The 21,028-nt window shown below is 32.6% G+C and carries 16 protein-coding genes; 5 read left to right on the forward strand and 11 right to left on the reverse strand.

Annotated features, from left to right (window positions below):
* The first annotated feature begins 157 nt into the window (after window positions 1–157).
* Window positions 158–1,054 (forward strand): arginase, encoded by an 897-nt coding sequence (gene rocF / locus RYO54_RS10875; protein WP_315118518.1) that lies wholly within the window; start codon window positions 158–160, stop codon window positions 1,052–1,054.
* A gap of 37 nt (window positions 1,055–1,091) precedes the next feature.
* Here rocF and RYO54_RS10880 read toward each other — a convergent pair whose 3' ends face one another.
* The 6 genes from RYO54_RS10880 to ptsP form a co-directional block, all read right to left on the reverse strand.
* The gene (locus RYO54_RS10880) at window positions 1,092–2,078 is read right to left on the reverse strand and encodes a D-isomer specific 2-hydroxyacid dehydrogenase family protein (protein ID WP_315118520.1); all 987 of its coding nucleotides are present in this window, start codon (window positions 2,076–2,078) and stop codon (window positions 1,092–1,094) included.
* 11 nt (window positions 2,079–2,089) lie between these two features.
* Window positions 2,090–3,133 (reverse strand): PTS sugar transporter subunit IIC, encoded by a 1,044-nt coding sequence (locus RYO54_RS10885; protein ID WP_315118522.1) that lies wholly within the window; start codon window positions 3,131–3,133, stop codon window positions 2,090–2,092.
* Between the two features lie 152 nt (window positions 3,134–3,285).
* The gene (locus RYO54_RS10890; RefSeq protein WP_315118524.1) at window positions 3,286–6,150 is read right to left on the reverse strand and encodes a DNA topoisomerase IV subunit A; all 2,865 of its coding nucleotides are present in this window, start codon (window positions 6,148–6,150) and stop codon (window positions 3,286–3,288) included.
* Window positions 6,151–6,177: 27 nt separating this feature from the next.
* A complete protein-coding gene (locus tag RYO54_RS10895) occupies window positions 6,178–8,133 on the reverse strand; it encodes a DNA topoisomerase IV subunit B (protein WP_315118526.1) in 1,956 nt (651 codons plus the stop codon).
* Between the two features lie 199 nt (window positions 8,134–8,332).
* Complete coding sequence (locus RYO54_RS10900) at window positions 8,333–8,986, reverse strand: VTT domain-containing protein (RefSeq protein WP_315118528.1); 654 nt, start codon at window positions 8,984–8,986, stop codon at window positions 8,333–8,335.
* Window positions 8,987–9,050: 64 nt separating this feature from the next.
* A complete protein-coding gene (gene ptsP / locus RYO54_RS10905) occupies window positions 9,051–10,718 on the reverse strand; it encodes a phosphoenolpyruvate--protein phosphotransferase (protein WP_315118530.1) in 1,668 nt (555 codons plus the stop codon).
* A 190-nt stretch (window positions 10,719–10,908) separates the two neighbouring features.
* Between ptsP and RYO54_RS10910 the strand changes: the two genes are divergently transcribed.
* The 4 genes from RYO54_RS10910 to RYO54_RS10925 all read left to right on the forward strand — a co-directional run bounded on the left by RYO54_RS10910 (window position 10,909) and on the right by RYO54_RS10925 (window position 14,191).
* Window positions 10,909–12,240 (forward strand): VanW family protein, encoded by a 1,332-nt coding sequence (locus RYO54_RS10910; protein ID WP_315118532.1) that lies wholly within the window; start codon window positions 10,909–10,911, stop codon window positions 12,238–12,240.
* Between the two features lie 71 nt (window positions 12,241–12,311).
* Window positions 12,312–12,488, forward strand: coding sequence for a DUF3787 domain-containing protein (locus RYO54_RS10915; protein WP_315118533.1), 177 nt, complete (start codon window positions 12,312–12,314; stop codon window positions 12,486–12,488).
* 145 nt (window positions 12,489–12,633) lie between these two features.
* Window positions 12,634–13,104, forward strand: a complete 471-nt coding sequence (locus RYO54_RS10920; RefSeq protein ID WP_315118534.1) for an aromatic acid exporter family protein — start codon at window positions 12,634–12,636, stop codon at window positions 13,102–13,104.
* A 13-nt stretch (window positions 13,105–13,117) separates the two neighbouring features.
* Window positions 13,118–14,191: a Gfo/Idh/MocA family oxidoreductase gene (locus RYO54_RS10925; protein ID WP_315118536.1), complete on the forward strand. Its 1,074-nt coding sequence runs from the start codon at window positions 13,118–13,120 to the stop codon at window positions 14,189–14,191.
* Window positions 14,192–14,290: 99 nt separating this feature from the next.
* Here the strand turns inward: RYO54_RS10925 and RYO54_RS10930 are convergent, their stop codons facing one another.
* The 5 genes from RYO54_RS10930 to RYO54_RS10950 form a co-directional block, all read right to left on the reverse strand.
* On the reverse strand, window positions 14,291–15,364 hold the full coding sequence (locus tag RYO54_RS10930; RefSeq protein WP_315118538.1) for a HAMP domain-containing sensor histidine kinase: 1,074 nt from the start codon (window positions 15,362–15,364) through the stop codon (window positions 14,291–14,293).
* Complete coding sequence (locus tag RYO54_RS10935) at window positions 15,361–16,035, reverse strand: response regulator transcription factor (protein ID WP_315118540.1); 675 nt, start codon at window positions 16,033–16,035, stop codon at window positions 15,361–15,363. The genes RYO54_RS10930 and RYO54_RS10935 overlap by 4 nt, the downstream gene beginning before the upstream one ends.
* Window positions 16,036–16,139: 104 nt before the next feature.
* On the reverse strand, window positions 16,140–18,527 hold the full coding sequence (locus RYO54_RS10940) for an ATP-binding cassette domain-containing protein (protein ID WP_315118542.1): 2,388 nt from the start codon (window positions 18,525–18,527) through the stop codon (window positions 16,140–16,142).
* Between the two features lie 182 nt (window positions 18,528–18,709).
* Window positions 18,710–19,747 carry an alpha/beta hydrolase gene (locus RYO54_RS10945; protein WP_315118544.1) on the reverse strand — a complete coding sequence of 346 codons (1,038 nt, stop codon included), beginning with the start codon at window positions 19,745–19,747 and terminating at the stop codon, window positions 18,710–18,712.
* Window positions 19,744–20,877: a helix-turn-helix transcriptional regulator gene (locus tag RYO54_RS10950; protein ID WP_315118546.1), complete on the reverse strand. Its 1,134-nt coding sequence runs from the start codon at window positions 20,875–20,877 to the stop codon at window positions 19,744–19,746. Before RYO54_RS10950 ends, RYO54_RS10945 begins: the two co-directional genes overlap by 4 nt.
* Between the last annotated feature and the right edge of the window lie 151 nt (window positions 20,878–21,028).

Raw genomic sequence — 21,028 nt, forward strand, 5'->3', positions numbered from 1 at the left:
TTAGCTTGGGTAAACTTGGCACATTAGTGCTATTGACCAAGAAGCTCCCACCTCTTTAGGTGAAGAGCAGTTCACGTATGGTATATAATTTTTTATCGTAGTATAATTAAATCATTATATGAAATTTTTATATGTTATGATTAAGGGGGTCGTAAGTATGAACATTAATATCATTGGAGTTCCAATGTTTTATGGTAGTGACATAGAAGGCGTGGAATTTGGACCGCAAAAGCTGAGAGAAAAAAATATTTATGGAGTTTTAAATAAATACCATAAAATTAATGACTTAGGCGATGTATATGTTCCTGAGGAAAATGTCTCAAATAAGTTTTTTTATCATCCTAAGATGAAATATTTAAAACCTATAATTGAAGTAAATACAGACTTAGCACATCAGGTATATACCTCCTTAAATTCCGGAAAATTTCCTCTTGTACTTGGCGGTGATCATTCAATTGGTTTAGGGAGTATTTCTGGGGTAAGTAAATATTATAAAAATTTTGCTGTTATTTGGATTGACGCTCATGGAGATATTAATTCTTATATAACCACTCCTAGCGGAAATGTTCACGGAATGCCATTAGCCGCTGCTATGGGAATTGGATATAAAGACCTAACAAATTTATATTTCCATGGAACAAAAATCAAACCTGAAAATGTATTTATAATTGGAGCAAGAGATTTAGATGTAGGAGAATCGGATCTTATTAAAGAGAAAAAACTTGATGTATATTCTACTGCAAGACTTCATGAAGATGGAATTACTTCAATAATTAATGATATATTGTGTAAAATAAATAAGCTTAATATTAAAGCCATACATTTGAGCTTTGACATTGACTGTATCGATTCAGATTACGTACCTGGAACTGGTACTCCTGTGAAAAATGGAATGACTGTAGGCGAAGCTAAGACCCTTTTAAAGTCATTAGCTGAGACAAATCTCATAAAATCTATGGATTTTGTTGAGTTAAATCCAAAGTTAGATAAGGAAGATGAGACTGCTGATTTATGTATAGAATTAATTGATTGGACATTTAAATATATAAAATAATATATTTATAAAAACTGCTGTAGTTAAACAGCAGTTTTTATTTTACTTCATTCCTACTTTTACCTGTTTTTTCAAATTCACTTAAACATTCTAATGAATATTCAACCATATTATCTACAGCTTCATCAGTATAAAACCCATAGTGAGGTGTAAATAACACATTGGGAAATTTTAAAAGTCTTACTAGAACGTCATCTTCAAGTATAGAATTTCTATGATCATTATGGAATATACCAACTTCATTTTCATAAACATCCGCTGCAAGGCCGCCAATTTTTCCGGATTCAAGACCTTCTATTATGTCCTCTGCATTCATTAATCCACCACGGGCAGTATTCACTATTATTACTCCATCTTTCATTTTAGCTATGCTATCTCTATTGATTAAATGATAGTTTTCTGGAGTCAAAGGACAGTGTAGAGATATTATATCAGCTTCAGCAAACAACTCATCTAGAGTTTTATATTCAATATATTTTTTTGCTTCTTCATTTTCATATAGGTCATATCCAATTAATTTACCACCAAAGCCTGAGAAAGCTTTGATTGCAGCTAATCCTATTCTACCTGTGCCAATAAATCCTATAGTCTTATTTCTGAGTTCACTACCTATAAGACCAGCTAGCCCAAAGTTCTGATCATCTACACGGCGTATAGCTTGCTGAATATTTCTGAGCACACATAATGTTATTCCAACTGTAAATTCTGACACCGCATTTGGAGAATAAGCTGGCACATTAGAAACTTTTATATCACATTTTTTAGCTGTTTCTAGATCTATATTATTCACGCCTGCGGAACGACTGGCTAGATATTTCACTCCAAGTTTTGCAATAGCTTCTATTCCTTCTTTATTAGCTTTGCAATTTCCTAGTATACTGACTCCATAAAAACCCTCTGCCAAATAAGCATTATGTGGTCCAAATGGTTCTTTTATTAAAGTAACATTATGACTATATCTTTTAGAATATTCTTCAAAACTAGCTATTTCGTCTGGACGTACAGCATAAGCTATTACTTTCATATTAATCTCTCCTATTCAAACTTTAGTTTATAATCTTCTGGCTTTACTAACTTAACTGCTTTAGTAAATACATAGTTAAATACGAAGCCTAATACTATAGGTATAACAACAAATATTAATGTCACCATAATAATATTTGTTGCTGACCATCCACCACTCATTAAATTTAATGCATTAATTGGACCTATTAATCCTGATATACCGAAGCCAGCACTCATTGGTGTTCCAGGTATATTAAACATTCCAGCCAAAGCTCCTAATACTGCTGCATTGCAAACAATTGGTATTATCATCTTAGGTTTCTTTATAAAATTAGCCATTTGCATTTTAGGTGATCCTAAAAAGTGTGCTACTGAAGTACCCACAGAATTGGATTTCCATCCTGATATGGCTAATCCAAATCCTGCTGCAACAATTCCTAAATTTGCTGCTCCAGAAGCAATTCCTGATAGGGAAATTGCTGTAGCAACACCTACTGTAGAGATTGGTGATACGATCAATAAAGCAAAGGCAACTGCTGTTAAAATACCCATTAGTATTGGTTGTAGTAGTGTAAAGTTTTGTACTACTCTACCAATTCCATCCGTGATTAACTTAATGTATGGTAATGTAAATAATCCTAAAGCTCCTGCCACTGTAATTACAATGGTTGGAACTAGCAATATGGTGTATGCTTTTAATTTAGAACCTAATACTAATACTATTACTACTGCTATCGCTGCTGTTATACCAGCATTTATTACATCACCAGTTCCAACAAATGCAAATATCCCTTTCTCTCCAGTCATGGCAACTCCAGATCCCACTACTGTTGCAATTCCTATTGACGCAGTCTGTATTGGAGTAAATCCAAATTGCATTGCTACTGTTACTCCGATAACCATAGGTAACATTCTTGCCGCTAAATTTGTCATATCTATAATTAATTTAGCACCAGGAAATACAGGTAATAATGCTTTAGCTAATTCTCCAAGTAAAGCTCCTGGAACCAATGCAACAACTATACCTATGCTTAAGCCTGCAAGAATTTTATTGAAGAAATTTTTGTCTGACATTTTTCATCTTTCTCCTTTGTTTTTATCATATTTTATATTCTTTAGTATGAAAGTTATTTACCTTTTATATAATTTTCAAAGAGTCTCAATAATATTATTTCTTTATATAAGTCATTTATTCTAATTCAGAAATTAAAAAAAGATCAGCCTTATTAGCTGATCTTTACCTTATCTATAAAGTCCTCAAAAATTACTAGCATTATGTTATTTCCTCTTCCTGCCCTATTTTGAGATTTAATATTATCTATAATTATCTTTTCTTCATTCTTTTTCTTTGAAATTAAATGTAGTTGTTTATATTCTTTTTTTGCTAAAAAAGCAAATGCTGCATTATCGTCCTCTTTTAGACTTATTCCTGTAACTCCCGAAGCAATTCTTCCCATAAGACTTACAGAGGAGGATAAAAATCTTATACACATAGCTTTTTCAGTTATTATAATTATATCTTCTTCTTCCTCTTTAGAATATTGTACTGATATTAATGAATCTTTTTCCCATTTAAATTTATATCCTTGGTATAAGAAGTTTTCTCCTTTAAATTCGCTTAAAGCTGTCTTTTTTACTAAACCACTTTTAGTAAAGAAATATACGTATCCCTCTTCCTCATCTTTAAAGGAAATTATATTTAATATTTCACTTTTATCAATTTCTAATAAATCTTCAAGGTTTATTCCCTTATCATCTAAGTTTTCTAACATAAATGAAGGTATGGATACTACTTTTCCATCTTTAAAGAATATAAGTAATTTACTACTTGAATCTGTGTTTAATGTGAAATGGAAGCCTTTTTCTAATTTATTACCTTTCTTAATACTGCCAAATTTATTCCATAATATTTTAAAGCTATTAAATACCCCTTCCCTTACAAAATCAGCCTCTATTACTTCATCTTTTTCACTAATAGAGAATAATTGAATTGGAAGTATGTTTCTATCTACGCTTTCTAATGAAGGCTCTTCTATTGTAAATTCAAAACCTATTTTAGTTAATATTTTAATAAAACTCTCTTCTCTGTCTCTTGAAACTAAATCAACTTTTATTAATTCTTCACCTTGCTTTAATTTAGATGCAACCAACTTAGCATAGCTAGTAATATATTTATCTAACCCTGTTTTCTTTATACCGCCCTTTGAGGTTATGAATATAATATCCTTTTGAGAAGAGAAATTTTCTATAGAATAAGCATTGATTATCCTTTCTTCTTCAAGGTCTAATCCTTTTATAATATAATCTATTCTCTCTCCTTTTTCCTTCCATCTCATTTCAGGTATATCTACCACTTTTATTTGATACATATTTCCCATGTTTGTAAATAACACTAAAGTATCTTTAGTGTTAGAGTTTAGTAAAAATCTATTATAATCTCCTTCTCTATAATCAATTTCCTCAACATCCGTATTAGAACGATTATAAGTTTTTTGAGATATTCTCTTTACGAAGCCTTCATTAGACATGGTTATTACAACTTCTTCTTCTATAATCAATTCTTCTATATCTATTTTTGCCTCTTCATCATTTTCTATTATTTCAGTTCTTCTATTGTCACCGTATTTATCTTTTATTTCATTTATTTCTTCTTTTATTACCTTTAATAATTCTTTTTCACTTTGCAATATTTTGTTTAATTTATTTATTTGCCTTTGAAGTTCCTTATATTCTTTTTCAAAAGCTTTGATTTCAAGTCCAGTAAGCCTATATAACATAAGCTCTAATATGGCATCACTTTGAATTTCTGTAAATCCAAATTTACTTATAAGATTTTCCCTAGCATCTTTTTTTGATTTAGAGCTTCTTATCGTCTCTATTATCTGATCCATTATACCTATAGCTTTGATAAACCCTTCTACTATGTGAAATCTTCTTTCCGCTATTTCTAGTTCTTTTAGAGTTCTTTTTGTCACTACATCCTTTTGATGTTCAACATAGTGGTGAATTATAGTTTTAAGGCCCATAGTTTCAGGTTTTCCTTCGGCTAGAGCAACCATATTAAAAGATAGGTTGCATTGTAGTTCTGTTTTTTTATATAGATATTTTAAAACCTTTTCCCCAATTTCTTCATCTACGGATTTTTTAAATTCAATAACAGCCCTTATACCAGTTCTATCAGACTCATCCCTTATATCGTTAATTCCCTCAAGGGATTTTGCATGTCTTTTATCTGCTGTCATTTCAGAAATAGTCTGTAATATTCTAGCCTTGTTTCGTCTGTATGGAAATTCAGTTATGACAATACCTAGTCTTCCATTTTCAAGTTTCTCCAAAGAAGCCTTTGCTCTTAAAGTAACTTTTCCTGTCCCTGTCTCATAAGCGGATAAAAGTGAATTCTTCCCTATTAAAATTCCTCCTGTAGGTAAATCAGGGCCTTTGATATGTTTCATCATATCTTTAGTGCTTATGCTACTATCATCTATATAAGCTAAAGTAGCATCTATAACTTCTCTAAGGTTGTGAGGTGGTATATTAGTTGTAAGTCCCACTGCTATCCCAAAAGCACCATTTACTAAAAGATTTGGATACCTAGCTGGAAGTACCCCTGGTTCCTTTTCTGAAGATGAGTAGTTATCCACCATGTCAACTACTCCTTTTTCAATATCCCTAGTTAGTTCTAAAGCAATAGGGGTAAGTCTTGCTTCTGTATAACGCATAGCAGCAGCACTATCTCCATCTATACTCCCCCAGTTACCATGTCCATCAATTAATGGCATTCTAGTTGAAAAATTCTGAGCTAATATTACCATAGCATCATAAACAGATGTATCTCCGTGAGGGTGGTACTTACCTAAAATATCCCCTACAATTCTTGCAGATTTATAATATGGTTTATCTGGAAAAGCAGATAACTTATATGCCCCATATATAATCCTTCTATGTACTGGTTTTAATCCATCTCTCACGTCCGGCAGAGCTCTTTCTTTTGCTACCTCTACTGCATAAGGAAGATAATTATCTGGCATAGCTTCTTCAATTGGTATATTAATTATATTTTTATCCTCTGGTATATTATTTTTTTTAGACATTCAAACACCCCTCTAGACTTAAATAGGTTAAAATTCTCCGTATTTATACATGTAGTTCTTTCTAGGTTCAACCACATCTCCCATAAGTAAAGACACCATCTTTTCCGCCTTTGCAGCATCTTCTATGGTTATCCTTTGTAATGTTCTGCTTTCTGGGTTCAAAGTAGTTTGCCAAAGCTGATCAGGATTCATTTCACCTAACCCTTTATATCTTTGAATCAAAAACCCTTTTCCTATTTCCTTCTTTGCACCATTTAATTCCTCATCACTATAGGCATATTTAACTATCTCTTTTCCCTTAACTTCTTTATATACCTTATACAAAGGTGGTGATGCAATGTAGAGATGTCCATTTGTAATTAATGGTCTCATATACCTATAAATATATGTCATCCACAAAGTACGAATATGGTATCCATCCACATCCGCATCTGAAAGAATGATTACTTTATCATACTTTAGATCCTCTTCACTATAATTATCAAGAACTCCAGTACCAACAGCAGTATTAAATATCTTTAACTCCTCACTGCTCAATACATTCTCCAGTTTTTGTTTTTCTGTGTTCATTATTTTTCCCTTTGAAGGCATTATGGTCTGAAATCTTCTATCTCTTGCTTGCTTGGCAGATCCTCCAGCGGAATCTCCTTCCACTACTATAAATTCACAAAATTTAGAGTCTCTTAACGTACAAACAGCTATTTTCCCAGCAAGAGGCGCCGTGCCTTTTCCTATTTTTTTCTTTTCAGCTTCATTTATCTTTTTAATTTTTTCCCTTCTTGCCGCGGCTTCCATTGCATTATTTATTAATAATGTAGCGGTATCCTTATTATCCTCAACCCATTCAGATAGCCTGGTATACGCTAAATCATTCATCGCAGCATAAGCTTCATTATTCCCTAATTTTGTTTTAGTTTGACCTTCAAATATAGGATTAGTTAACTTTATTCTTATTATGGCAGTCATACCTTCTCTAAGGTCATCCCCCTCAAAGTCTTTATCTTTTTCTTTCAAAATATTTAGTTTTTTAGCCCATTCTTTAAAAGCCCTAGTCATACCTGTTTTAAAACCTGTTTCATGGGTTCCTGACTCTGTGGTTGGAATGTTATTTACATAGCTTGCAATATTCTCCGTAGTTGAATCAGTAAATTGAATACACACTTCTCCATACATACTGATTCCATTTACTTCTCTTTCCCCATCAAATAATATAGGAGGATTGTGTAATACGGTTTTGCTTTCATTTAAATAATCTATAAAATCTAAAAGCCCTCTCTCAGAGTGATATTCTTTTGTTATAGGCTCCTCTTTTCTATCATCTATTAGAACTAAAGTTATTCCTTTGTTTTGAAATGCTAATTCTTGAAGTCTCTCATCTATTATGTCAAATTTAAAATCTATTGTTGAGAAGACTTCTTTATCCGGCAAAAATGTAACCTTAGTACCAGTTTCTTTTGTCTTCCCTACTATCTCTAGCTTTGTTACTGCTGTTCCTGGCATACTTTTTTTAAAAGATTGGTCATAAGAATATTCAAATCTTTGCCTATATATATTTCCGTTTTGTTTTATTTCAACTTCTAACCATTCTGAAAGGGCATTAACTACTGATGCACCTACTCCATGAAGGCCTCCAGATGTTTTATAATTAGAATTATTAAACTTTCCCCCTGTATGCAGCTCAGTAAATACCATTTCTACTCCCGATTTTTTCTTTATAGGGTGTATTCCTGTAGGTATTCCTCTACCGTTATCCTGTACAGTAACAGTTTTATCTCTATTTAAAGTAATAATAGCTTTATCTCCATAACCATTGGTTATCTCATCTATAGCATTATCTAATATTTCCCATATGCAGTGATGTAAACCCTTACTTCCTGTAGAGCCTATATACATCCCTGGTCTTACACGTACTGGCTCCAACTTTTCTAAAGAAGTTAACGCAGTTACATCGTATATAGAATCCATCTCCAAATCTTTATCCATATTTCTCCTCCTAACTGCTGATATATCACAAATCAAAATTATATCAGAAATAATCTTCAAAAACAAATGTTCTTATCTAATACCTAAGCAGTAAATTAATATTTTTTATTTTAATCGATGAGTATTAGGACTGCTTAAGTATGGGATAAATTAAAAAGGTTCTTGGCGTTAGCACAAAAACCTTTGAGCATTTGAATTTTTATAAATCCTTTGCTTTTTTAAAGAAAAACGTGGCTGAAGCCGTTGCAAAAATTATAAAAGCTAATGGAACAATAAATTTGGCAGAATAAGGATTAAATATATTTCTGCCCATTACTGAATAACATAAAGTTTCAGGCACTACTCCAATAATAGAAGCTAATATAAAGTCCCTATACCTTATTTTGCTAAGTCCACAAGTATAGCTTAGTGGATCATAAGGTAACACCGGAGGAAGCCTTAATAAAAGCAACATCTTAAATCCATTTTTCTCAATATTTGCATTTATATCGGCAGCTCTTCCTTTTAGCATCTGGCTTATTTTAGATTGTCCAAGAAATCTAGCTATTGAAAAAGCTACTGTACCAGATAAGAAGAATCCTACCATACTTAGTATAAATCCTATAATAGGTCCAAATAAAATTCCACCAATTATAGAAAACATAGCTGATGGCACGCAAATTAAGAGTGGCTTTAATAGACATATTATTAAAAAGCACAACATAGCAAACTTACCATAGGTAGATATATAATCTACTAAATCATCAATTTTTATATTTCTTATGTCTATATCAAATATTTTCATCATATAAAAAGCTAACATTATAATGATAATAATAAGAGTAATTTTTAATATAGTCTTTTTATTTTTCATATTTATCTCCTATATTGTGGCAATATTTTCAATTACTATTATAATCATACAACAAATAAATATTTTATTCAAACTTAAGCTTATATGTGTCTTTTATTTTAACACACTCTTTAAAGTTTATATTTCTTATTATTTTTCTTACTTTTAATATGGAAGATGGACTCATGCTAAACTCATCTAATCCCATTCCTAAAAGTAAAGGAATTAACTCCTCTCTTCCTGCCATCTCTCCACACATTCCAACCCATATTCCTGCGTTATGTCCATTTTCTATTACTAATTTAATTAATCTAAGAAGTGCTAAATTATTAAAATCATAAAGGTATGAAACCTTTTCATTCATCCTATCCACTGCCATAGTATATTGTATTAGATCGTTCGTTCCGATGCTAAAAAAATCTACTTCTTTTGCTAAAATATCAGAAATAATAGCTGCAGATGGAACTTCAATCATTATTCCTACTTCTAAATTCTCATCATATTTCAATCCTTCTTCTTTTAATTCATTTTTACATTCTTCTAAAACTTTTTTACTCTCTAAAAGTTCCTCTAAATTACATATCATAGGGAACATAATCTTTAAGTTTCCATACTTAGAAGCTCTTAATAGAGCTCTTAATTGTGTTTTGAAAATATCCTTTCTATCTAAACATAACCTTATAGCTCTGTACCCCAAAAATGGATTTAATTCTTCCTCAATCGGTAAATATGGGAGCTTTTTATCGCCTCCGATATCTAGAGTTCTAATCACTACAGGTTTTCCATTTAATTTTTCAACTACACGTTTATATGCTAAAAATTGCTCTTCTTCATTTGGGAAATTTTCCTTTTCCATATACAAAAACTCGGTTCTAAAAAGTCCTATACCGTCTCCTCCATTTTCAATTATGCTATCCACTTCTTCTACCGTTCCAATATTTCCTGCTATTTCTACTTTTCTAAAGTCTAAAGTAATACTTTCTAAATCTCTATACTCTAATAGTTCTTTTTTATCTTTCATGTACTTTTCCATTTTTTCTTTATAGTTTTGCAAGGTTTTTTCATTAGGATTTAGTATAACCCTACCTTCGTTTCCATCTAATATTAAAATCTCTCCATTTTTAACTTCATTTAATAAATTATGTATACCTAATACTGCAGGAATTCCTAAATTTCTAGCTATTATCGATGAATGAGAAGTGATTCCTCCCATTTCTGTAGCAAAACCTAATACTTTATTTTTGTCCATTTGAGCAGTTTGAGAGGGCGTAATATCTTTTGATATTATAATACTTTTTTCTCTAATGTTTTTTATATCTTCTTCAGTTTGCCCCGTTAATATTCTTAATATCCTTTCAGTGACGTCTTTTATATCTACAATTCTCTCCTTTAAATATTCATCTTCTATCCCATTAAATACTTCTACTAATTCGTCACATACAGTCTTTAACGCATATTCAGCATTTATCTTTTCTTTTAATATTTTTCCCTTAACTACTCCAATGAACTCTGGATCATCCAACATGGTCAGATGAGCCTCAAATATTTCTCCTTCATTTTTAGTAAAATTTTCAATAGTGGCTTCTATCAATTCTTCTAATTCCTCTTTTGCTTTTTCTACAGCCTTATTGAATCTTTTTTGCTCTAAACTGCTATCTTTTATTTCAGTTTTCAAAGGTTTAAAATCATGTTCTTTTATCACAAATGCTTTACCTATAGCTATTCCTGACGACGCTTTTATACCTTTCAACATAAAAAATCCTCCCAGATATAATTAATTTCATCTAAATATGTAAAGATATTACACATATTATATCATTAATAATTTCCAGTTCATAGCGAATTCATTAGTAAGCATTGCCAAATTAAATTTATCTTAAAGTAATAAAAAATAATAAGTTGCTAAAACTAAGAAAGATGATAAAAGATAAGGGGATGATTTTATGAAAGCTAGAAAAACATTGTTGATTTTAATAACTACCCTACTTATAGGAGCTGCAGCACTTTATGGCTCATTTTATCTTCAAGCCTCAAAATGGAATAATAAAATTTATCCAAATACTTTAATAAATGGTATTGATGTATCAGGTAACACAAAAGAAGAAGCTAGAAAAATAATAGAAGATCATTTAAATACAATAGAAAATAAAAATATAAAAATCAAAGCTGGAAGCAAAATTTATGGTCTTGAACTATCTGGTGCTGAAACAAACTCTTTAGACGGCATATTAAATAATGCTTTAACCTATGGTAAAAATCTAAATATATATAATAAATATAAAGCAATTAAAAATCCTGATAAAAAAGAGTATAACCTTTCATTAAACTATAAAGGTAATATGGATAAAGTGATTGACCAAATAAATAAAGATGTAAGTAAAGCACCTGTAAATGCACACATTAAATCCATCTCCTCTGGAAAACCAGTAATATCTAAAGATACACCAGGTGAAAAGCTAGAAAAGGAGGATTTAATAAATCAAATCAATTCAACCCTTAAGGAAAATGCAAAAGATAAGGAAATTATAGCAAAAATACAACAATATGAAGGTAATATTACAGAAAAAAAGTTAAAACAAATTGATTCCTTATTATCATCTTTTTCCACTAATCTAGGCGGTTCTCCCCCAGGTAGGATTAAAAATATACAGCTAGGTACTAGTTTTATTAATGGTACTTTATTAATGCCAGGAGATAGTTTTAGCTTCAATGATAAACTGGGTAAAACATCTGTAGAAAGAGGCTTTGTCGAGGCTCCAGTTATAATAAAAAATCGTTTAGAAAAAGGTATTGGAGGAGGCCTTTGTCAAGTTTCTACAACTTTATATAATGCTATTACTACTTCAAATATAAAACCCATTGAAAGAAAAAACCATTCCATACCTCCAGCTTATGTAGAGCCAGGTTTCGATGCGACTGTTAGCGAAAATTTTGTAGATTATAAATTTAAAAATACACTAGCATACCCAATATACATTGAAGGAATTGCAAATGAAGAAAAGATAACTTTCAATATTTATTCCAATTCTTCATTAAATAAAATAAAATATAAATTAGTTAATGAGGTTTACGATAAAACAGAACCCAAGACCATACATGAAGATGATCCTTCTCTTCCTAAAGGTAGCATAAAAAAAGTTCAATCTGCTAAGCCTGGTTGTAAGGTGAATGTGTATTTAATTGGATATAAAGACGGAAAAGAAATGTCAAAAGAACTAATATCAAAAGATATATATAAACCTTCAGATGAAATAATAAAAAGAGGAACTAAATAGAAAGCATAACTTTTATCATTGATGATAATAATATTTTTAAAAGAATATTATTTTCAAGGAGGCTATTTGTTATGAATAATAGGGATTCTATTAAAGTAAACGCAAATACAAAAAAGAGACCTATAGAACAACACGATACAGCGGCATGGGCAAATATAGAATACTTAAAACCTGTTTCTCAAGTTTCTGTGCCTAGTGAAGTAGAAATGTTCAATGCTAAAGAATGGGTAGATACGAATCAAAAATAACTTTCTAATCAAGCTTTGTTAAGCCTTGTTTTTAACAAGGCTTTATTTATTTCTACTAAATATAATGGTTTTAAAAACCCTTTTTCTTATGATAAAATATGTATATATTAATATATGCATTTATAAATAGGAGGACTTTAAAATTATGAAAGTAGGTATGAGAAATATAAAAACCTCTATATCTGTGGTTTTATGTGTAGTATTATTCAAACTTTTAAACAGGGAATATCCATTTTTCGCCTGTATAGCCGCTGTTGTAACTCTACAACACTCCGTTTCCGATTCTTTTAAAGCTGGACAAAACAGACTTATCGGAACTGTTATAGGTGCCACAACAGGTTTAATTTTTTCCTATCTACCTCAATTTAACTTTTGGATACATATTGTTTACATTGGATTAGGTATATGCATGGTGATTTATCTTTGTAATATATTTGATAAAAATGACTCAATATCCATAGCTTGTATTGTATTTTCTGCTATAATGACTAACCTAAAAGGTGTACCTTCATACGTATATGTAGTAAACAGAACAATCGATACTTTCATTGGAATAATAATATCTATTTTGGTAAATAAGTACTTTAATTTTAATTTTTTAAATAAATTTAAATAAAATATAAGGTTAGGTGATTGATTTGAATAAAATATTTAATGTGGGTCTAATTGGTTATAGTTCTGGCGGTAGAATTTATAATGGCCCAATAATATCAAGTATTCCTGGCTTTAATATACTAAAAATATTTGAAAGAAAAGACCATAACATTTATTATGCTCGAAATAATTTTCCTAAAGCTACAATAGTATCAAATTTAGAGGATATATTAGAAGACCCCTATATAGATTTAGTAGTTATAGCTACACCAACTCCCCTTCATTATTCATTAGCACATAAATCTATTTTGGCCGGGAAGCATACAATCGTAGAAAAACCTTTCACTATAACAGTTAGTGAAAGTGATGATTTAATAAAATTAAGCAAAGAAAATAACAAATTATTATCTGTACATCATAATAGAACTTGGGACAGTGATTTTTTAACAGTTAAAGACATAATAGAAAAAAAATTATTAGGTAGATTGGTAAAATACGAATGTAATTTTAATAGATTCAGGCCTGAAATAGCTCCAAACACTTGGAAAGAATCCCCTTCTCCAGGCTCTGGAGTACTTTATGATTTAGGATCTCATTTAATTCATCAATCCATATATCTTTTCGGGCTTCCTGAGTATATTACAGCAAATATATATATTGAACGAGAAGGCGGAAAAGCCCCAGATAGTTTTCATATAAAACTTCAATATCAGGATCTGAATGTATATCTTAATTCCAGCATGCTTGTAAGGGGAGAGCTTCCTAAGTTTACTCTTTTAGGGGACAAAGGCTCCTTTATAAAGTATGGATTAGATCCTCAAGAAGAATTCTTAAAGAAGGGACTTCTTCCTAATCTTCAAGATAACTGGGGAAGGGAAGATGAAAGTATATGGGGAAATATAAATACAGATATCCATGGAACCCACATCATTGGTAAGGTTGAAAGTAAGTTAGGTGACTATAGAAAGTATTACGAAAATATTTATAATACTCTTTTAGGTAAAGAAGAGCTAATAATTTCACCGGAACAAGGAAGAGATGTAATTAGAATTATAGAATTAGCTATTGAAAGTGATATGAAAAAATCTTCACTACCTTATACACCTTAAACATATATAAGAGGTTGTAGCCATTAAGGCTACAACCTCTTAATTTGTCTCTCTTAAAGATGGCTTTATAATCAATCTCAACTCACATTTCAGCGTAAATTAAACGCTGGGCAATTCTACAGTGAATTTTGTGCCTTTGTTTTGCTCACTTTCAAAATAAATTCTGCCGCCTGAAATCTCAACAATCCTTTTGGCGATGACAAGCCCTAATCCATTTCCTTCTTTATTTCGAAATTTATTACTTCTATAGAATCTATCAAAAACTCGGTCTTTATCCTCTTCTGCGATACCTTCACCATTGTCAGCAATGGTGGTAATAAAGATGTCATTTTGATGATGTAGTGTAATTGATATTAAATCGCCGTCATTCGAAAACTTGATTGCATTTTGTATGAGATTAAGCCAGACTTGGCGGAGCAAATCTTCTTCACCTGTATATTCTATTTCTTCAAGATCAAGATCAAATATGATATTCTTTTTTGTCCACTGTGATTCAAGAATAAGAATGGTTTTTCTGATTTGCTCATCCAGTGAAAAACGGGATAACTCTTCACGAATCACTTGGCTGTCAAGCTCTGAAAGCCGAAGCATATTGCTTGATAGCTGTGTAAGCCGTTCACTTTCATCCACAATGATATCGCTGTATTCTAAACGTTGCTCTTCTGTTAATCTATCATCCCGAATCAACTTTGCGAAACCTTTAATAGAGGTGATTGGTGTTCTGAATTCATGTGATACATTTGACACGAATTCCTTGCGGAGTAAATCTATGCTTTTTAATTCCTGCACCATTGTATTAAAATCTGTAGCAAGCTGTCCAACCTCATCGTTACTATTTGTATTAACGCTAATGTCAAAATTACCTTTTGCAACTTCTTTCGAAGCAGCTGAAAGCTGTTTGATTGGCTTCACAATTCCCCGTACAACAAATAAAATAACCACTGTTCCAAGACATGAACTGACAAAAAAAGAAAATCCAGTAAGGACTCTTACTTTGTGAAATTCGGCAGACATTTCAATAAATTGCGGTGCCAATCTCACTAAAGGACTATTTGCCATAACATGCATGATAGCACCAAAGGTCAAAAAATTTAACATCCACCAGACACTTAAAAAGATAATGGTAAACTTGTCATATATGGATTTGAATTTAAACCTAAACTTCTTTTTCATACCTTTCGTTCCGCCTTGTATCCAAGACCTCTTATGGTTATGATCTTAAACTCAGTAAGATGATCAAACTTTTCTCTAAGCCGCTTAATATGGACATCCACCGTTCGCTCATCGGTTTCGGTGTCATAGCCCCAAATCTCATCCATAAGATCTTGCCGCGTAAATATCTTTTGAGGATAGCTAAGAAGTTTAAACAAGAGATAAAACTCTTTCCCCGGGAGCAGAATCGCTTCCGTTTTTGTTGACACCGTCAATGTATCATAATCCAGTGTAACATCTCCCATAACAATCTTTTTCTCATTAGAAATTTTTGCGCGCCTGAGCAGTGCAGAAACTCTTAGCAGCATTTCATCAAAATCAATGGGCTTGACCATATAATCATCTGTACCCACAGTAAATCCTTTTTTCTTATCTTCTATTCGCTCCTTTGCGGTTATCATAAGAATGGGCAAATTATAATTTGAAGAACGTAAATTCTCAGTTAATGTATAGCCATCCATATTGGGCATCATGATATCCACAATCATAAGGTCAATATGCTCCTGTTCAAGTACATCCAGTGCCTCTAAGCCATCAGCCGCGGCAAATGTATTATAGCCTTCACGTTTTAGATAAGTGATAATTAATTTTCTAATACTGTCGTTATCATCCACAACTAAAATATTAAACATGATTTTCACCCACACTCATTATATAATTTAAATTTGAGAATGATCTATAAGAGTATTATGTCACAATTGAGCAGATTCAATTCTGCTCAATTGTGATTTTAAAACTATTCGGTACGCAAGGCAACAACGGGGTCTTTCTTTGCGGCCATTCTTGATGGAATAAGTCCCGCAATTAAAGTGAGGGTCATGCTACCGAGAATGAGTACTGTAGCGTGCAACGGGTTCAAGTTAGCAATGTTGTCAATACCTACAAGCCTTGAAATAACCACGTTGATCGGTATTGTGAGTAAGTAGGATAATCCTACGCCAAGCAACCCTGCAGAAAATCCTACAATTAGTGTTTCTGCATTGAACACTCTTGAAATATCTTTTTTTCTGGCACCCACGCTTCTCAGTATTCCGATTTCCTTTGTACGCTCAATAACGGACACATAGGTGATAATACCAATCATAATAGTGGAAACAATTAATGAAATGGCTGCGAATCCTATTAAAACATAAGAAACGGTATCAAGCAAAGTTCCGGTCATAGAAGCAACCATTTCCGCCATATCAGAATATATGATCTGATTCGCTTCAGCCTTGCCTTCATTATAGGCGTCTAAATATTCTTTAATATCGTCCTTGCTTGCAAAATCTTTTGGATAAATATTTATGCCCGTTGGTGTAGTATCTGCACCTAAGCTTAAAAGTCTTTGCTCTTTCGCTGTATCATTTGCAAAAGGCGTACCTAAAAGCACATCTTTATTTGAGTCTTTTTGTGTAGTGGCTATTTCTGATTTTTGTGCATTATCTACAACATAGTCTGTCAAAGCAGTAGTATATGCTATACCACTTGATAAGTAACTGCTTGTCGCATCTTCCTTAATGCGTACAATACCTGTAATAGTAAGCTTTACGCCGCTGTCACTTTCATACAAAGCATTGTATTGGCTTGGATTTGCTGCAATAAATGTATCTCCACTTTTTGTGTAGAAATCATCATTGGGAACAACCTTTAATATTGTCTTGCCAATAAAATCCGTTAATTTGTAGTTTCCCCCGTCTGTAGATATACCCAATTTCTCAAAAAAGGCTTCATCTAATCTGTTATATTCATCTACTACAAGAACTACTTCGTTCTTAGCTTTAGGTAGACGGCTTCCTTCGCCTATAAGATCATATAATGAAAGAACAAACTCTTCATTGTCAGGCATTTCCTGCCAATAGGTACTGCCCATTCCCATTGCAGCAGGCATTTCCTGCATACCTGTAAAAGCGGCGGATGTTTCATATTTTGTGACAGCATCTTCGCCTTTTGCTAATAAATTGATACCTACGCCCCTTGAATATGAAATATTGTTTACTGTGCCCGGCAATGCGGTTTCCAATTTAGATACATAGTCTAAATAATCCTGCGTTAAATCATTAGTGTGCTTGGTTGCGTTTTCGTTGCTGTCATAGGGATAAATCACATCTTCCTTTGTAAATTTTTTCGATGCATTTGTATCTTTATCCTTACCCATCATTCCAGGATTGCTGAAATCAATACTTTGTTCTGTGGTATTTACTGTGATGGGAAAACCGGATAAAGCTTCTGACTGCATACTACTCATATATGTGGACAAGCCATTTGAGAGTGCAAGTACAAGTGCAACACCTATAATGCCTATGCTACCCGCAAAGGAGGTAATGATGGTTCTTCCTTTTTTGGTGAGCAAGTTTTTAAAGGATAGGGATGTGGCTGCAAGCAACGACATGGATGTCTTTTTCAGCTTTGTTTTTTTGCCATTGGTTTCTGCTTTTTTCTGTTTAGATAGCTGTTTCTTTTCAATTGGATTACTGTCTGATTGAACCTCACCATCTAACAATCGGATAACTCTGCTGCTGTATTCATCAGCCAATTCACCGTTGTGGGTAACCATAATTACTAGACGTGTTTTAGATATCTCTTTAAGTATTTCCATGACCTGCACGCTGGTATTACTGTCCAGTGCTCCGGTGGGTTCATCCGCAAGGATGATGTCGGGATCATTGACAAGTGCTCTTGCTATAGCAACCCTTTGCATTTGTCCACCGGACAGTTGACTAGGTTTTTTATTTATTTGGTCATGAAGGCCTACCGATTTAAGGGCCTCTATTGCTCTCTGTTTTCTCTCTGCTGCCGGTACGCCGGACAGGGTCATAGAAATTTCAACATTATGCAGTATAGATTGATGGGATATCAGATTGTAGCTTTGAAATACAAAACCGATTGACCTGTTTCGGTATGCATCCCAGTCTGCATCCTTAAATTTTTTAGTTGACATATCACCAATAATCAGGTCGCCGCTATCGTAATGGTCAAGTCCACCAATAACATTCAAAAGAGTTGTCTTTCCGCAGCCTGACTGACCTAAAATTGAAACAAGTTCACTTTCTCTAAATTCAAGTGATATGCCTTTTAAGATTTCGACAGATTCGTTACCTGCCTTATACGATTTTCTAATCTGAGATAATTTAAGTTTGGACATTATTTATTGCTCCTTTTCACTTTTGTATGGTCACATCTTAACAGGCTCATATGAACTCAACGTGAACTGTTTTTTTAATTGATTTTTTAAATTAATTAAAAATATGGTTTATAAACAAAAAAATAACAGCGAATTATTCATTCGCTGTTCTATACTCATTTTCTACAGAAAATTAAGTTTTATTATTTCAAATTGGCTATAAATGCATCTGTAAGTCTTGAAATCTCTTCAGCTTGGGTTCGATAAATAAAATGAGTGCCATCAAGTATAATATAGGATGCCTTATCCCCTAAACGCTTTAAGTGGTCTTCTTGAAACTCCATACTTCCCATATATTCAGATGTCTTTTTCATATCCTCATCTGTAAGTGGTACCACCTTTTCCGTTGTTTGTTTAGCTATAATTTTCAGCACAGGAATATCCTCTGGAAATGGTAAATCTTTAACTTCTCTCACACAACTATACAAGTTTTCAATCTGCTCAATGATTGTATCATTTATATTGTAGTTCGAATATTTTTTATAATCCTCTATTTCCTTCTCGGTATAACCATTTTCTGTCGTTAGAAGCACATCGTTTTTTACCAATATATCTTCAGGAGCGAGGCTTAATGATAATCGTGTTAGGCTTATCGACTGGCCAAATTTTCCAGTATTAAAAAGCGCAATCTCCTCTTTTGGCATTTCCTCCATTGTAAATGCTGTTGAGGTAGTATCAAGTAAAATCATACCTTTAACTTCTTCTGGATATTTTGTAGCGTAATATTCGCTATAGATACCTGATATTGAATGTGGCATTAATATATAAGGAGGTTTAAACCCTGCCTTATGAAGAGAAGTTCTGATTTCCTTCATATAGTTTTCACAAGTACGTGGCTTGTCCGTTTCGCCGCTAAATCCAACCCCAAAATATTCTACCGTCACAACTGTATATTTTTTACTCAATTCACGCATAAGGGGAGCAAATTCTGCTGATGGCAGAGGGATACCATGACCTGCTAAAAGTACTATAGTTTCCTCCCCATTACCCATAGAATAAACATGCATACTTTCATTATCTACTTCCACCATTTTACCATAAGGTTTTATTTCCTCCAGCTGGCTCTTATAATAAGTGTTATGCAATGTGAAACCTGTAAGCATAGCTAGTGCTATCAGACCTACAATAATACCTATAATCCAAAGAACTATTTTACCTATTTTTCTAATTTTTGTTTTCATTGTTCTCCCCTTTCATTATTTTCTCCTTTTATTGCTTTTAGCTTTTCTACCATGCTTTGAAAACTACATTCATCAGCAAGTGAGGAAAAAACAGGGCTATTAACCACCAAATCTACCACGTTTTGCTTAATTGTTTTTTCATTTTTAACCATCCCAGCTCCTAAATCTAATTTATTCAGCCAATGGTCAAGTGAATCAAAAAAATTATCGCCGTGGGGCGTCAACTGATAAATATTGCTTGTGGCAAGCTCTGTGTATTTTTGCAACATATTAAGGCTTTTTTCTGAATTACCTTGCACTATATACCCTTGTGCAGCCACTATATAGAGCTCCATAATAACAGTAGGGAGAAGCTGTTTTACATTAAAGGTTTCTTCTACTGCCAATGCACGATTTAATACTTCCTCATATCTTTTTGGCTCATCGATACACATTGCAAGATATAAGGGAAAAACACTGAATAAGCCTATAACATATTGATATATTCCTATTTGCAATGTGGATTTTGCTTCATCTGTTTTTCCTGACATTTTATAAGCAGAAGCAAGAAGTGCTTCTACAGGGAGCAGGGGCTTGTTCATAGCTTCAAGTAATTCCATGGCAGATTGTGGATCTCTAATAGTAATATAGCAAAACGCTTCCATATATTGTGCCTGTTTGATAAGCTCCACATCTCCGCTTTCCTTTTTTACTCGAATAAAAAGCTCTTTTGCTTCCAAGGTCAAGGCAGTGGTTTTTTCTGTGTCTTTTGCCAAATCACTATGAAAGAGTATCAAAACCCCCATTTGCAATAGAAGAGGAAGGCAAGCATAATATTTTTTGATGATATCCCTACAGTTGTTTAAAACCTCATCATAGGGTTTTGATGTAAAATCCGTGGATAATTTGTGATAAAGCTTGCAAATATCCTCTCTTGACATTTGCGGCTCGTATCCCATTAAATCATCTATACTAATATTAAAGTAAGCTGCAAGTTGCGGTAGAAAAGTAATATCTGGATAACTTTGTCCCCTTTCCCATTTAGAAACAGAGGCCTTTGAAACACCAATATATTTTGCCAACTCCTCTTGAGTAATACATTTTTCTTTTCTCTTATTTACAAGTGTTCTAGCGATATTTATTTCTTTCATTTCATCACCTCTACTGCTCTCTTATTTTAATTATACTTACTATGGCTAAAGAACTCAAAGGATTTGCAGTTGACTTTGGTTGATAAAATCAACTACAAAGAAATATGGAGCACTTTCAACTTCATAGGGATGTTACCCGGGAAATAACGAA

The organism is uncultured Clostridium sp. (assembly GCF_963515715.1).
Taxonomy (GTDB): Bacteria; Bacillota; Clostridia; order Clostridiales; family Clostridiaceae; genus Clostridium_AW.

What these genes read in the sequence shown, in the direction of transcription:
- RYO54_RS10930 (WP_315118538.1), bottom strand. Translation starts at nt 15,364, where the DNA reads ATGAAAAAGAAGTTTAGGTTTAAATTCAAATCCATATATGACAAGTTT.
- RYO54_RS10900 (WP_315118528.1), bottom strand. Translation starts at nt 8,986, where the DNA reads ATGAAAAATAAAAAGACTATATTAAAAATTACTCTTATTATTATCATT.
- RYO54_RS10880 (WP_315118520.1), bottom strand. Translation starts at nt 2,078, where the DNA reads ATGAAAGTAATAGCTTATGCTGTACGTCCAGACGAAATAGCTAGTTTT.
- RYO54_RS10910 (WP_315118532.1), top strand. Translation starts at nt 10,909, where the DNA reads ATGAAAGCTAGAAAAACATTGTTGATTTTAATAACTACCCTACTTATA.
- RYO54_RS10935 (WP_315118540.1), bottom strand. Translation starts at nt 16,035, where the DNA reads ATGTTTAATATTTTAGTTGTGGATGATAACGACAGTATTAGAAAATTA.
- RYO54_RS10945 (WP_315118544.1), bottom strand. Translation starts at nt 19,747, where the DNA reads ATGAAAACAAAAATTAGAAAAATAGGTAAAATAGTTCTTTGGATTATA.
- RYO54_RS10890 (WP_315118524.1), bottom strand. Translation starts at nt 6,150, where the DNA reads ATGTCTAAAAAAAATAATATACCAGAGGATAAAAATATAATTAATATA.
- RYO54_RS10920 (WP_315118534.1), top strand. Translation starts at nt 12,634, where the DNA reads ATGAAAGTAGGTATGAGAAATATAAAAACCTCTATATCTGTGGTTTTA.
- RYO54_RS10895 (WP_315118526.1), bottom strand. Translation starts at nt 8,133, where the DNA reads ATGGATAAAGATTTGGAGATGGATTCTATATACGATGTAACTGCGTTA.
- RYO54_RS10950 (WP_315118546.1), bottom strand. Translation starts at nt 20,877, where the DNA reads ATGAAAGAAATAAATATCGCTAGAACACTTGTAAATAAGAGAAAAGAA.
- RYO54_RS10940 (WP_315118542.1), bottom strand. Translation starts at nt 18,527, where the DNA reads ATGTCCAAACTTAAATTATCTCAGATTAGAAAATCGTATAAGGCAGGT.
- ptsP (WP_315118530.1), bottom strand. Translation starts at nt 10,718, where the DNA reads ATGTTGAAAGGTATAAAAGCGTCGTCAGGAATAGCTATAGGTAAAGCA.
- RYO54_RS10885 (WP_315118522.1), bottom strand. Translation starts at nt 3,133, where the DNA reads ATGTCAGACAAAAATTTCTTCAATAAAATTCTTGCAGGCTTAAGCATA.
- rocF (WP_315118518.1), top strand. Translation starts at nt 158, where the DNA reads ATGAACATTAATATCATTGGAGTTCCAATGTTTTATGGTAGTGACATA.
- RYO54_RS10915 (WP_315118533.1), top strand. Translation starts at nt 12,312, where the DNA reads ATGAATAATAGGGATTCTATTAAAGTAAACGCAAATACAAAAAAGAGA.